Source organism: Nesterenkonia halobia (assembly GCF_039536005.1).
Classification (GTDB): Bacteria; Actinomycetota; Actinomycetes; order Actinomycetales; family Micrococcaceae; genus Nesterenkonia; species Nesterenkonia halobia.
Genome location: NZ_BAAAYG010000009.1, coordinates 1 through 13371, shown reverse-complemented (window position 1 = coordinate 13371; position 13371 = coordinate 1). Strand labels below are relative to the sequence as shown.

At 69.0% G+C, this 13371-nt stretch carries 12 protein-coding genes; 4 read left to right on the top strand and 8 right to left on the bottom strand.

Translation table 11 applies throughout. The features are described from left to right. Window position 1 precedes the first annotated feature (1 nt). The 4 genes from ABD652_RS10640 to ABD652_RS10625 all read left to right on the top strand — a co-directional run bounded on the left by ABD652_RS10640 (window position 2) and on the right by ABD652_RS10625 (window position 5193). On the top strand, window positions 2-2605 hold the full coding sequence (locus tag ABD652_RS10640) for a TPR repeat domain-containing protein (RefSeq protein WP_344721126.1): 2604 nt from the start codon (window positions 2-4) through the stop codon (window positions 2603-2605). A gap of 57 nt (window positions 2606-2662) precedes the next feature. After that, window positions 2663-3103: a hypothetical protein gene (locus ABD652_RS10635; protein WP_344721123.1), complete on the top strand. Its 441-nt coding sequence runs from the start codon at window positions 2663-2665 to the stop codon at window positions 3101-3103. A gap of 194 nt (window positions 3104-3297) precedes the next feature. Next, complete coding sequence (locus ABD652_RS10630) at window positions 3298-4671, top strand: dicarboxylate/amino acid:cation symporter (protein ID WP_344721121.1); 1374 nt, start codon at window positions 3298-3300, stop codon at window positions 4669-4671. 45 nt (window positions 4672-4716) lie between these two features. Next, a complete protein-coding gene (locus ABD652_RS10625; RefSeq protein WP_344721119.1) occupies window positions 4717-5193 on the top strand; it encodes a flavodoxin domain-containing protein in 477 nt (158 codons plus the stop codon). 130 nt (window positions 5194-5323) lie between these two features. Here ABD652_RS10625 and ABD652_RS10620 read toward each other — a convergent pair whose 3' ends face one another. From ABD652_RS10620 to ABD652_RS10585, 8 genes are all read right to left on the bottom strand, one after another. Next, the gene (locus ABD652_RS10620; RefSeq protein ID WP_344721117.1) at window positions 5324-6343 is read right to left on the bottom strand and encodes a transketolase family protein; all 1020 of its coding nucleotides are present in this window, start codon (window positions 6341-6343) and stop codon (window positions 5324-5326) included. Further along, the gene (locus tag ABD652_RS10615) at window positions 6340-7236 is read right to left on the bottom strand and encodes a transketolase (protein WP_344721353.1); all 897 of its coding nucleotides are present in this window, start codon (window positions 7234-7236) and stop codon (window positions 6340-6342) included. Before ABD652_RS10615 ends, ABD652_RS10620 begins: the two co-directional genes overlap by 4 nt. A 32-nt stretch (window positions 7237-7268) precedes the next feature. After that, window positions 7269-8213 carry a sugar phosphate isomerase/epimerase family protein gene (locus ABD652_RS10610; protein WP_344721115.1) on the bottom strand — a complete coding sequence of 315 codons (945 nt, stop codon included), beginning with the start codon at window positions 8211-8213 and terminating at the stop codon, window positions 7269-7271. Then, a complete protein-coding gene (locus ABD652_RS10605; RefSeq protein WP_344721113.1) occupies window positions 8206-8988 on the bottom strand; it encodes an SDR family NAD(P)-dependent oxidoreductase in 783 nt (260 codons plus the stop codon). The genes ABD652_RS10610 and ABD652_RS10605 overlap by 8 nt, the downstream gene beginning before the upstream one ends. Window positions 8989-9069: 81 nt before the next feature. Then, window positions 9070-10341: a TRAP transporter large permease gene (locus ABD652_RS10600; RefSeq protein WP_344721111.1), complete on the bottom strand. Its 1272-nt coding sequence runs from the start codon at window positions 10339-10341 to the stop codon at window positions 9070-9072. Further along, window positions 10334-10963, bottom strand: a complete 630-nt coding sequence (locus ABD652_RS10595) for a TRAP transporter small permease (RefSeq protein WP_344721109.1) — start codon at window positions 10961-10963, stop codon at window positions 10334-10336. Before ABD652_RS10595 ends, ABD652_RS10600 begins: the two co-directional genes overlap by 8 nt. After that, the gene (locus tag ABD652_RS10590; RefSeq protein WP_344721107.1) at window positions 10960-12072 is read right to left on the bottom strand and encodes a TRAP transporter substrate-binding protein; all 1113 of its coding nucleotides are present in this window, start codon (window positions 12070-12072) and stop codon (window positions 10960-10962) included. Before ABD652_RS10590 ends, ABD652_RS10595 begins: the two co-directional genes overlap by 4 nt. A gap of 261 nt (window positions 12073-12333) precedes the next feature. Next, complete coding sequence (locus ABD652_RS10585) at window positions 12334-12984, bottom strand: GntR family transcriptional regulator (protein WP_344721103.1); 651 nt, start codon at window positions 12982-12984, stop codon at window positions 12334-12336. Between the last annotated feature and the right edge of the window lie 387 nt (window positions 12985-13371).

The following is a 13371-nucleotide window of genomic DNA, read 5'->3' as shown; positions in this document are numbered from 1 at the left end:
GGTGCCCGAGAACAGCGGTTCGTGGTCCGCGCTGCGGGAGCACTGTGACACCTGGCGGGCCGCCGTGCAGGCGGCCCGCGCCGGCGTCGAGGAGCAGCAGAGCACCTGGGGCGGCATGCAGGCCGCGTACGACGAGCCGGAGACGGCGGCGACGGTGCACAGCGCGATCGATCCGCTGATCGATCCGGCTCAGCTGTGGGCCTCCGCCGTGGAGCAGGTCGCCGAGGCCGTGGAGTCCTTCGCGAGCACTGCCGAGGCGCTGGAGGCCGAGGCCGATGCGCTGCAGCAGCGGAGGCCGCAGATGGTGCAGGCCGCGCGCGACGTCGAGGACGCCGACGCCGACGACGACGTCGACGCGGAGCGGCTGCAGGTCCAGGACTTCGCCTGGGACGGGGCCTCGCTGCGCCATCGCTGGGAGCAGGCGCAGTCCGGGGTCGCCGAGACCATCGAGCAGCAGAGTCGCGTGCTCGGCGCCGTCGTGCTGCCGCAGAGCGCGGGCTCGGGCCCGTTCTCCACGGCCGGGTTCGGCCTCGGATTCGGGGCCGGTGCCGGTCTCGCGATCGGCTCGGCGCTCTTCGGCGGACGGGGAGGCGCCTTTGACCCTTCGGACGTCGACGTCGACCTGCCGCCGATCCCGACGACCATGAGCGAGGAGGAGCGTCGGCGGTACCTCGAGGAGAACTCTCAGGCGCTCGAGGACCTGATGGATGTCGACCTGGACGAGCTGGACGACCAGACGCGCGAGCAGGTCGAGTCGGCGATCATCCGGCTGGCCGTGCCCGACGTCGATCCCTCGGACGGGGAGAGTGATGCCGAGACCGTCGAGGAGGCGCTGTCCGATGAGGAGATGGCCGACGAGATGGCCGAGGCCTTCGGCCGGTCGAGCGAGATCAGCGACGGGCTGGACTCGCTGGAGGACTGGGCCGCCTCGAACGAGGTGGACCTGGAGGAGTCTGAGGCCGTGTCCGGTGCCATGGGGTACCTCGGCGCGTTCCACCGTGCGACATATGCCCGCCGGGACGAGGTGACGAAGTACCTCGAGGACGGGGTGCGGACCGGCGGCCTGTGGCCCTTCACGGAAGAATACGAGCAGGCCGCCGATGACGAGCAGCTGGAGACCATCCGCCAGGGCTGGGCCGACGGTCTGCTGACGCTGTCCCGGGAGGACTACGGCGGAGGCTGGGACGAGCTGCCGGAGGGGGTGCGCGAGGCGGCGCAGAAGTCCGTGAGTCCTACGGGCTATCGCGGGTTCGCCGATCTGACGGACGTGCTCCAACATGCCGCTTCGACGTCCCGTCCGGGTGATGACCTGACGGTCGAGCTGGCACGGGCGGCTCAGCATGCTATGCGCCTGGAAGAAGTTTCCGGCCGGCACGACGAGCTGCAGTCACCGGGCGTGCCTGAGAGTTCCCTGAGGCACGTTTTCGACCTTGTTGGACGGAACGAAGCGGCCTCGGCCGCCTTGCTGTCCGGCACCGATGACGTCGATGGGTTCGAGGGCACACGATTCCCCGAGCAGCACCATCCGTCTGTGTTCGTCTCCACAGTGTTCGACCACGATTGGGACGACGGAGGTGCTGCCGTCGCCAGTCTCATCGATTGGATCGGGTCGGATGACGGCCTGTCTGATCGCGCTGAGGACGCCTGGTACAGCTTGATGGAGACAGTGACATCCGTCGGCGATGGGGGAAGCTCTCCCGACGTCTTCGGACAGCTCATGGGCGGTGTCGACTCCAGCGCGTTGGAGCAGAACGAGGTGCTTGCCGAGAGCTTCGTCCGGACCACGGCTGCGAACCTCGACGAGATCGCTCTCGCCGATGGAAGCCCGTCCGGAGAACTCGACGACGAGCGCCATGTGAGGATCATGGCGCTCGCCACCTCGAACGAGAAGACGGCCGGGCTGCTGTCCGCAGAAGTTCAGCATTATCAGGCGGCTGTGGTCGCGGAGGGGCTCGGTGAGGGCGGAGATCTCGAAGCTGCAGGACAGAAGGTCGGCATCCTGCAGGGCAAATACGAGGGCGGCGTCTACGCAGAGGCTCGCCACTCCGACGTGTCGCAGGACGAAGCGAATGCCAGAGTCTTTCGAATGGTCCAGGTCGGCGTCGATATCGTCTCCTCGATATTCCCGAACCCCGCCACGGGAATCGGAGACCTTGCCATCGGGAACCTCGACGTGGACTTCTCGACGTCCGAGACGAACTCCACCTTCGACGGTGCTTCGCCTCAGTACCGGCTGAACCTCCTTCGGGCGCGAACTAAGGTTTGGCTGTTGGAGAGCCTGGGCGGTGAGAGTCTCGATGGTGTGCAGAACTATGCAGGGCCCGATGCCGCCCTGCCTGACAGGTTGTTCGACAATCTCCACGACAGCGTTCAAAAGGATCTTCGGGAAGGTGAAGAGCTAAACGTGAACCAGTTGATTCCCGCGTACGAGCTGACAGTTCAGGACGATCTCGACACGTTCCTCGGGGAGAAGGGGTTGGATATTTCCGTCCAGATAGAAGACTTCGACGAATTTGTGAATAACTACTATAGTGGAGGTTCTTCTACGTTTTCTAGTGATAAATTTTCCAGCAATGTTCTTTCGAAAAGCTTGAGGGATGACTAGAGCATGTCGAGGTCTGATACCCACCTCATTGGGGCAGGGCTGGACTTGAAGAGTATTGTGTCGATCTTTTCGATCCTGCTTTTTGCCAGTGCCTGTGGAGCTCCCGAGGAGGCGGGCGATGTCGTTGGCGATCGATGCAGTGAGTACGATGGTGCGTGGTGCTCAGCTTACGTGGACGATGCTTATCATGTCGGCCATGGAATTTTGAATTGTTATTCTCAGCAGGTTCATGAGCGGGTGCGCGATGGCGATATATCGTATCAATCATTTATCAAGAGAGCTCCTGAATGGGTTAGTGATGAAGAGGTCGAAGGGCGCCCTGTGCTAGCCGATATTCCGAATATCGCAGCTCGCGATACGGCAAGGTATTCTGGAGATATTTCAGATGCATTGGAGGAGCTTGGAGCCCCGATTGATCGCCGTGCTCGTGAACTGTGCGTGAGCAGAATGAACCAGCAGGTGCTTGAGGAGAAGTTCGGGCCGCTCAAAGCGGAGTGACTGGTTGACTGCTCTTCGCGCCGGGTCGTCGAGGTCCCGCGTATGTTCGATGAGGGGCCACGGGTCACCTTGCGGATTGAGCCCTCCTCTGCCTCCGCATCACGCTCTGTCACCTGTGTCACACTGTCGTCCGTCCCTGTTGCCGACACGAGGATCGACGGTGATCCCGGACGGTCCTCGGGGAGTGATGACGCATGGCCGACGATCCGCGGACGACCTCCGCCGCCGACCCCTCCGATCCTTCAGGCTCCTCCGGAGAGCCACCCCGCCGCTCGCTGTGGCGACGCTACCTGGACATCCCGCTGATCTGGAAGCTCGCCGTCGCACTGGTGCTCGGCGTCGTCGCCGGACTGGCGGTGGGCGAACCGATCACGGTCATCGAACCGCTCGGCGACATCTTCCTGCGACTGCTGTCCATGCTGGTCATGCCGCTGATCCTGCTCACCCTCGTCTCCGGAGTCGCCTCCGTCTCGCCCACGACGCTCGGGCGCATCGGCGGCAAGGCCTTCATCTACTACCTGGTGACCACCGCCTTCGCGATGGCCGCCGGCATCGGCCTGGCGCTGCTGATCTCGCCCGGCGCCGGGCTGACCCTGGACGGCACCGAGGAGGTCGAGGAGCAGTCCGCGCCGCCGCTGTCCCAGGTGCTCACCGACATCGTGCCGGAGAACATCTTCTCCGCCCTCGCCGACGGGCGGGTCCTGGCGGTGATGTTCTTCGCCCTGGTGGCCGGCGTCGCCCTGGCCTTCCTGCAGGACAGCGGGGAGGAGCGCCTCTCCTCGCTCGCCGCGGATCTGCGGCGCGTCGTCGACGGCGGCGTCGAGCTGGTCTTCCTGATCATCCGCGGCGTGCTGCAGTATTCGCCGATCGGCGTCTTCGCACTGATCGCCGTCGTGGTCGGCGAGACCGGCGCCGACGCGCTGCTGCCGCTGGCCAAGCTCACCGGCGTCGTCTACGGCGGCATCGCCGTCCAGATCGTGGTCTACACGGTGATCCTGCTGCTCTTCCGCGCTCCGATCGGCCGGTTCTTCCGTGCGGCCAAGGAGCCGATGCTCACCGGCTTCGTCACCCGATCCTCCAGCGGTACGCTGCCGGTCACCAGTCAGGCGGCCGAGAAGCTGGGCGTGGGCAAAGGCGTCTACTCCTTCACCCTCCCGCTGGGCGCGACGATAAACATGGACGGCACCGCCATCTACGTCGGTGCGGCCACCGTATTCGTCGCCGACGTCACCGGAGCCCAGCTCACCCTCGCGCAGCTGGCCACTGTCGCCGCCGTCGGGGTGCTGGCCTCAGTGGGCACCGCAGGAGTCCCCGGCGCGGGGCTGATCATGCTCACCATGGCGGTGACCTCGGCGGGGCTGCCGATGGGCCCGGTCGCCCTGGTCGCCGGCATCGATGCGATCCTCGACATGGGGAGGACGGTCTGCAATGTCACCGGCGACCTGACCGGCACCCGCGTCATCGCGAAGTCCGAGAAGGGGATGCTCGCCGAAGACGCCGGAAGAAGAGCCCGACCGGACTCGGCCGTCGAACGGGAGGAGGCGCCTGGGAGGCCGCGGATTCGATAGGCTCGTCTCCAGACGCACAAGCGCTGGCGAAAGGCGGAGGACCCCATGACCACACTGGTCGTCACGGCGAGCAAGCACGGCTCGACGGCGGAGATCGGCGAGCGCATCGCCACCACGCTGAGCGCCCGCGGCGTCGCCGCCCATGCCAAGGACGTCTCGGCGGCCGGGCCGTGGCTCTACGAGGCCGACAACGTCGTCGTCGGCATGCCGGTGTACCGCCAGAAGCTGGACGAGGCAGGAACCATGTTCCTGGACAGCAACCGCACCGAACTGTCCGGCAAGCCGCTGTTCCTCTTCGCCGTCGGCGGCGGCCCGGTGCTGGACGCCTCGATGGAGGCGCGGCTGAAGCAGCATCCCCACCGCGAGGTGGTCTACTTCCGCGGGGCGATCGACGCGTCGAAGCTCAGCCTCGTTGAGAAGCTGCAGCTGAAGGTCGCCCAGGCGCCGACCGACGCCGACCTGCGCGACTGGCCGGCGATCGAGGACTGGGCGAACTCGCTGCTGGCCTACGGCGTGAGCTGAGCCCCGTCGGCCGGCTCTGCTCCCGGCCCCGGCCCCGCATACAACGATGGCTCTGGAGTTCGGGCCGGAACCCCTCTCGTATTGAGGGAGTTCAGGCCCGAACTCCAGAGCCATCGCTGGGTCTGCCGACTCAGCCCTGCGCGTCGAGCTCGGCGAGCACGCGGGCGACCACCGCGTCGGTGGAGAGCCCGTAGCGGTCGTGCAGCGTCGGCAGCGCGCCGGCGTCGAGGAACTCGTCCGGCAGGGCGATCGGGGTGACCGGCCTGCCGATCGGCCGCCGTGCCATCGCCGCGGCCACCGACTCGAAGAGCCCGCCGACCACCGTGTGGTTCTCGCAGGTCAGCGTCATCCGCGGCGTGTCGATCGCGTCCAGCACCGTCTCGGCGTCGAAAGGCTTGATCGTCGGGCAATGCAGCACGGCGACGTCGACCGAGTGCTCGGCCAGCTTCTCCGCGGCCAGCAGCGCCCGCATGGTCATCAGGCCGCTGGAGACCAGCAGCACGTCCTCGCCGGGACGGACCACTTTGGCCTTGCCGAGCTCGAAGCTGTAGTCGTACTCGTGCAGCACCCGCGGCACGGCCCCGCGGAGCAGGCGGGTGTAGCTGGCGCCGGGAGCGGCGGCCAGCTGCGGGACGGCCTGCTCGATGTCGAGGGCGTCGGCCGGGTCGACGATCGTCAGATCCGGCATGCCGCGCAGGATCGCCATGTCCTCGAAGGCCTGGTGCGAAGGACCGTAGCCGGTGGTCAGGCCCGGCAGAGCGGCCATCACATTGACGTTGAGGCCCGGCTCGGCGATGTCCAGGCACAGGAAGTCGTAGGCCCGGCGGGTGGCGAAGACCGAGTAGGTCGTCACGAAGGGCAGCAGCCCGGTCTGGGCCATGCCGGCCGCGGCTCCGAAGGCCAGCTGCTCGGCCATGCCCATCTGGTAGTACCGGTCCGGGTGCTCCTCGCCGAAGATGTGCAGATCGGTGTACTTGCCCAGGTCGGCGGTGAGTCCGACGACGCGCTCGTCGTCGGCGGCGACGGCGTTGAGCGCATGGCCGAAGGGCGCGCGGGTGGTCTCCACGCCGGCATCGGCGATCGAGGCGATCATCGAGGCCGATCGCTTCGGCGCCTGCGCGGCCGTGGTCGAAGTGCTCGAGGTGCTCATCGGACGTCCTCCTCGGACTCGTCGGACTCAGCGTCGTCGGACGCGCGGCCGGCGGCCAGCTGCTCCTTGCAGAGGCCCCACTCGTCGTCGGCGATCTTCATGAAGTGGAGCTTCTCCCGGCTCTCCAGCATCGGAACTCCCTTGCCCATCACGGTGTCGCAGAGGATCACGTGCGGCCGTCCGGTGGCGCCGGCCTGCTCACGGGCGGCGTCGAAGGCGCGGATCAGCTCCTCGGGGTCGTTGCCGTCCACACGCTGGGCGTGCCAGCCGAAGGACTCCCAGCGCTGGACCTGCGGCTCGGTGGGCAGCACCTCGGCAGTCGGTCCGTCAGCCTGCATGCCGTTCATGTCCACCACGGCGACCAGGTTGCCCAGCTGGAAGTGTGAGGCGCTCATCGCCGCCTCCCAGGTGGCGCCCTCGTCGAGCTCGCCGTCGGAGAGCAGGTTGTAGACGAGCTGCTCCTCGCGCCCCTGGTGCCGCAGGCTCAGCGCCATGCCGACGGCGACGCCGAGACCGTGGCCCAGCGAGCCGCCGGAGATCTCCATGCCCGGGGTATAGGTGGACATGCCTGACATGGGCAGTCGCGACCCGTCGGCGGCGTAGCTCTCCAGCTCCTCGCGCTCGATGGTCCCGGCCTCGGCGAGCGCGGAGTACAGCGCCAGAGCGTAGTGGCCGATGGAGAGCAGGAACCGGTCGCGGTCCTCCCACTCGGGATCGGCCGGGTCCAGGCGCAGCTGGTCGGTGTAGGCGACGGCGAGCACGTCGGCGACGCCGAGCCCCTGACCGACGTAGCCGCCGCCCTGGGCCTCGCCCTGCTCGAGGACGCCCAGCCGGATCCGATGGGCGGCCTCCTGGGCACTCTTGATCCTGACGTCCAGGCCGCGGTCGCCCATCGGGGCCCGCGCGGCAGGCTGCGGTGCGGTGTTCATAGAGATCCTTCCTGTACGGAGGCGGGGGTCGTCCCGCCGACGGTGCCGCTCGCGGCGTCGCGGGAATCGGGGGAGGCGTGCTCGGCGAGGATCGCGAGGATGCGCCGTCGGGCGTCGGCGGCGTCGGCCTCGCGGTCGGCCTCGGCGACGTCGTGGGTCTCCAGCTCGAGGATGTAGCCGCCGGAGTAGCCGGTGTCCTCCAGAGCGCCGATGACGCCGGGGAAGTCCACCTGACCTCGGCCGATGCCGAGGTTCAGATCCCCGGGCACCGCGTCGCGCAGGTGGACCCGCTCCACCCGCGCGGCGCAGCGACGCAGCCAGGCCACCGGGTCCTCGGCAGAGGCGACGATGTGCGAGACGTCGAAGAGCAGTCCGGCCGTCTCCTGACCGAGGGCGTCGAGGACCGCCTGAGCCCGCTCCACCGAGTGCACGAAGCGGCGGTGGTGCAGCACCTCGACCAGCAGGCGCACGTCCTGCTCGGCGCAGAGCGCCGCGAGCCGCTCGAGGTTGGCCACGAGGCAGGCCAGGTCCTCCTCGACGTCGACGAACGGCTCCCAGCTCGCCCGGCCGGCGGGCACGATGAGTGCTCCGCCGGAGGCCGCGGCCAGCCGGATCAGCGGCCGCGCGACCTCGGCGAGGTCCGCCGCGGAGAGCGCCGGGTCGTTGAAGTCGCCGAGGTCGGCGTTCACCGCCCCGGCGTGCAGCCCGTGGCCCGCCAGGGTCCCGGCGACAGTCGCCGGTTCGCCGGCGTAGGGCACCGGGATGTGGTCCACCACCGCCGGGATCGCCCCGAGATCGACGTCGACGGCGCCCAGCCCGGCGATGACCTCCAGGGCTTCGTCCAGCTCGCGCTGCCGGAAGCTGATGGTGGAGATCCCGACCCGGTTCCGGAGCGCCTCCTGCTGCCCCTGCTGTTCGGCCGGTGTCCGCGGCTCAGGCAATGTAGGCTCCGCCGTTGATGTTGTGGGTGCCGCCGGTGATGTAGCCGGCCTCGGTGCCGGAGAGCCAGACTGCCAGCGCGCCGATCTCCGCCGCGGAGGCCTGGCGCTTCATCGGCACCGACTCGGACAGCCGGACCTCGTTCTCCTCGTCGGAGTCCTCGGCACGGATGTCGGTGTCGACCACCCCCGGAGAGATGGCGTTGACCGAGACGCCGTGCTCCGCGACCTCGCGGGCGAGCGAGCGGGTCAGGCCCAGCACGCCGGCCTTGGCCGCGGAGTAGGGCGTCTTGGAGAAGACCCCGCCGCCCTGCTGCGCGGAGACCGAGGACATGGTCACGATGCGGCCGTAGCCGCCGTCGATCATGTCCTGCAGGAAGGCCTGGCAGGTGAAGAACGTGCCGGTGAGGTTGACGTCGAGGACCTTGTGCCAGAGCTCCTCGTCGACCTCGAGGAAGGGCACCGGCGAAGGCATCCCGGCGATGGTCGCCAGCGCGCCGACGGGCGGCAGCTCGGCGGAGCGCACGGACTCGGCCGCGGCGAACACCGAGTCCCGCGAGGTGACGTCGGCGGCGACGCCCAGCGTCGGCACGCCGGTGCGCGCGGCGATGTCCTCGGCCGCGGCGCGGGCGCCGTCGCCGTCGAGGTCCAGCAGGGCCACGGCCCAGCCCTCGTCGGCGTAGCGGAGGGCCGTGGCGCGGCCGATGCCGCGGGGCGAGGCCGCGCCGGTGACGACGGCGGTGCGCTGCGGATCGGGGGAGGTGGTGCGGTGGGACATGCGTCTTCCTTCCTCAGGTGTCTTCAGCTAGGTTCAGGTGTCTTCAGGGGTGCTGCGGGGTCCGGAGTGCACGGCCGGCGCTCAGAGCGTGACCAGCAACGAGGGGACATAGGCGACGAGCAGCAGGACCAGCAGCGCGACCGCGTAGAACGGCAGCAGCGCCCGCACCGTCTGCTCGACCGGGACCTCGCCGATGGACGAGGAGATGTAGAGCGTGGTGCCCACCGGCGGAGTGAACAGGCCCACGGCGAGGCTGAGGACCATGACCACGCCCAGGTGCACCGGATCCATGCCGATGCTCCCGGCCAGCGGCATCAGCACCGGGGTGAGCAGCAGGATCGCCGGCGACATGTCCAGGAACATGCCCACGAGGAGCAGCAGCACGATCATCGCCAGGACGACCAGCCACGGCGCACCGATGCTGTCCAGGACCAGGTCGGCGAGCTGCTGCGGGACCTCCTGGACGGTGAGCAGCCAGCTCAGCGCCGAGGAGGTCATGATCAGCAGCATCACCACGCCGGTGGCCGAGGCGGTCGAGACCAGCGACTGGATGAAGCTGCGCAGCGACAGGTCCCGGTAGATGGTCAGCCGGAGCACCACCGCATACAGCGCGGCGAGCACCGAGACTTCGGTGACGGTGGCGACGCCGTAGAGCAGCACCAGCCGGATCATCAGCACCGGCAGCACGATCGCCGGCAGGGCCAGCAGCAGATCCTTCGCCAGCCGCTTCGGCGTCAGCTTCGCCCGCACACGGGGGAATCCGTGCTTGAAGGCGGCGTACCAGCAGGCGATCAGCATGCCGACCGCCAGGATGAGTCCGGGCACGACGCCGGCGGCGAAGACGGCCGCCACGGAGGCGCCGGAGGTCGCGGCGAAGAGGATCATCGGGATCGACGGCGGGATGATGACGCCGAGGATCGACGTCGAGGAGTTCACCGCCGCGGCGTAGGAGGGGGAGTAGCCCACCTGTTTGGACCAGGGGATGAGCACCCGGCCGAGTCCGGAGGCATCGGCGACTGCCGAGCCGGAGACGCCGGAGAAGACCAGCGAGGTGACCACGCTGGACTGGCCGACGCCGCCGCGGAAGCGGCCGACCAGTCGGGTGGCGAGGCCGATGACCTGCCGGCCGAGCGTGCCGTTGGCCAGCAGGTCGGCGGTGAGGATGAAGAACGGGATGGCCAGCAGCAGGAAGTCCCCGGTGGGCTGGAAGGAGGCCTGCGCGGCCACCTGCAGCGGGAAGTCGCCGATGAGCAGCAGGCCCAGCAGGGTCGAAACCAGGATGGCGAAGGCCACCGGCAGCCCCACGGCCAGCAGCGCCAGCAGCGCGACGAGGGCGATCAGGATCTCAGACACCGTGGACCTCCTCAGGGGCCGATCCCGCGGGACCGGGGACGGCTTCGGAGCCGCCGCGGGCGATGTGGACGGCTCGCGCGAGGCTCTGCACCGTCAGCGCGATGGTCATCAGGATGAAGGCGGCGAAGCTGCCCATGCGCGGCCAGCCCAGGATGGGCGTGACCTGCTCCACCAGCGGGCCCAGCAGCGGCACGCACAGCACCGTCACCAGGGCGAAGAGCAGCCCGGAGGCCGTCCAGACGCCGACTTCGACGCCGCGGCGGGCGCCCGGGCGGAGCCGGGTGAGCAGGAAGTCCACGGCGATGTGTCCGCCCAGCGACATGGCCACGATCACTCCGCCGGCGATGATCCACGGATACAGATAGGCGGGCAGTTCAGCGGCGAAGTCCATCGACGAGCCGGTCAGGTAGCGCAGTGCGACCGAGAGCAGCAGCAGAGCCCAGACGATCAGCAGCGAGACGACGGCGAGGGTCGCTCCGAGGCGCCGGAGGGCCTCATTGACGGGGTCGGTGCCGCGCGGCGTCGCGACCTCGAGGTCGGGACGGTCGATGGCGGCGAGGTCGGCGTTGGAGAGGAAGCGCTCGCCGTCGCGCGCCGTGCGGCGAGGGGCGGTGTCGTTCACTGGTCCTCCTCCTGGTGGTCGTCGCGGGTCGCGTCGGCGGCCGCGGTGATCTGCTCGTAGAAGTCCGGGTGCTTCTCCCGCCAGGTCGCGTAGACGTCGCGGGTCGCCTCGCGGAAGGCGTCGCGGTCCGGCTCGGTGACCTCGAGGGTCTCGGCGTACTCGGCGTTGATCTCCTCGGTCTGCTCGGCCATCAGCTCGCGCTGGTGGTCGCGGGCCGCGCGGGCCTGCTCGGTGAGCAGGCGCTGATCCTCCGCCGAGAGCGTCGCCCAGGTCTGGGTGGAGACGACGAAGGGGTTCAGCTCGTATTTGTGCCCGGTGTGCGCCAGATGCTCCTGGACTTCGTGCAGCGAGGAGGAGTGGATGTTCACCACCGGGTTCTCCTGGCCGTCGACGGCGCCCTGGCGCAGTCCGAGGTAGAGCTCGCCGAAGTCCATCGGCGTCGGCGAGGCGCCCAGCGATTCGAAGATGTCGATGGTCATCGGGTCGTCCGGCGTGCGGATCTTCAGGCCCTGCACGTCCTCAGGCGACTCGATCGGCCGGACGCTGTTGGTGATGTCGCGGGTGCCGTTGTCCCACCAGGCGAGCACGTGGTAACCGCGCTCCTCGGCCTTCTCCGCGAGGGCGTCGCCGACCTCGCCGTCGAGGACCTCGTAGGCGTGGGCGCTGTTCTCGAAGAGGAACGGCAGGCCGACCAGGTTGGCCTCCGGGACGATCGAGGTGAACGGCCCCTGGGAGTTGACGGACATGTCCAGAGTGCCCGAGGCGACGGAGAGCAGCATCTCGGAATCCGAGCCGAGCGCCTCCGAACCGAGGACCTGGACCTCCAGGCGCTGGTCGGTCTCCTCGGCGACGCGCTCGCTGAACTGCTCGGCGGCGATCGAGCGGGGATTGCCCGGTGCGGCGCCGTGGCCGAGCAGCAGGCGGCGGGAGTCGTCCTCGGCGCCGGGGGTCGCCGTCCCGCAGGCGGGCAGCGAGACCAGGCCGACGACGGCCGCGGCCGCGACGAGCGTCCGGCGCAGACGACGCCGAGGGCCGGTGCGCGAGCGGGCGGCGGGTGATGGGCTCCCGGGTGCGGCGTCGCGACCCGGGGCAGGTGATGAGGGTGTCACCGGTGACCTCCTCGACGGTGGGAGCGGACGGCCGGGGGCCGCCCGCGGGGATGAGTCGATGTGCGGCCGGTCGGTCCTCCGGGGCGGGGATGTGCCTGCCGTCACGTGGTGCGGATCACCATCCTGCGCGATTCGACGTCGACTGTCAACAGTCACCAGATGGTTGTCGACTGGATGGGTGATCAGGGTGCGCAGACGACGACGGGCCGCCTGCTCGCGGCAGGCGGCCCGTGGGTCTCGTGCGGGGAAGGGGCGGGGCGGTCAGCTGCTCCAGCGCCGGGCGGCGTCGTCCATATGGGAGAAGAACGCGCTGCGGGCGGCAGTCCGGTCTTCGGCGGCGATCGCCTCGATGAGCGGGCTGTGGTGGTCGGAGTCCATGATGTCGACGGGGTCGCCCTGGCCGGGGGAGAACATCACCACGCGCATGCGATCCTCCAGGCCCTTCCAGGTGTCCAGCAGCGTCGCGTTGCCCGAGAGTTCGCAGATCCGCTGGTGGAAGGCCAGGTCGCGGCGCAGGCGCTCGAGATAGTCGACGGCGTCGCCCTTGGCCGGCGGCAGCAGGTCGCGCAGCTGCGCGGCGGCCGCGCCGGCCTCGCCGCGGGCGATGATCTCGTCGACGGCCAGGGACTCCAGTGCGGCGCGGACCTGGAAGATCTCGCGGATCTCGGCGGCGTCGAGCCGGCGCACCCGGACCTGGCCGCGCGGGTCGCTGCTGACCAGTCCGGCCTGCTCCAGGGAGCGGAGTCCCTCGCGCACGGTGCCGCGGGAGACTCCGTAGCTCTCGGCGAGCTCGGTCTCCACGAGGTGGTCGCCCGGAGTGAAGGTGCCGTCGAGGATCGCTCCGCGGAGTGAATCGAGCACCTGTTCGCGCAGCGTGGTGCGGGACAGCTTCGGCAGGCTCTTCGTCGACATGTCTCCAGCGTAGCGGGCAAGTGTCGACTGTCGACTATCGACGGCCCGCACGAATGTCGATCCGACGGTGCGCACCTGAGAATCGCCGTGCACGGAAGGCCCCTGACCTGCATGAACATATGTGCTTGACGCATGTGCGGATCGTCGTAGCATGGAATCTGTGACTCGCCTCATGAGATGTGGGTCACCGGCGTCATCACTGTCGCCATCCCTGTCGCTGCCGACTCACCGGCATTCCCCGAGGAGTATCCATGAGCACCGCCCCCGAGACCCGCCCGAACGAGACTTCGACGGACTCCGCTGTGCCGGAGACGATGCGCGCCGTCGTCGTCCACGGCCCCGGCGACTACCGCCTGACCACCCGCGAGGTCCCCACCCCAGGAGACG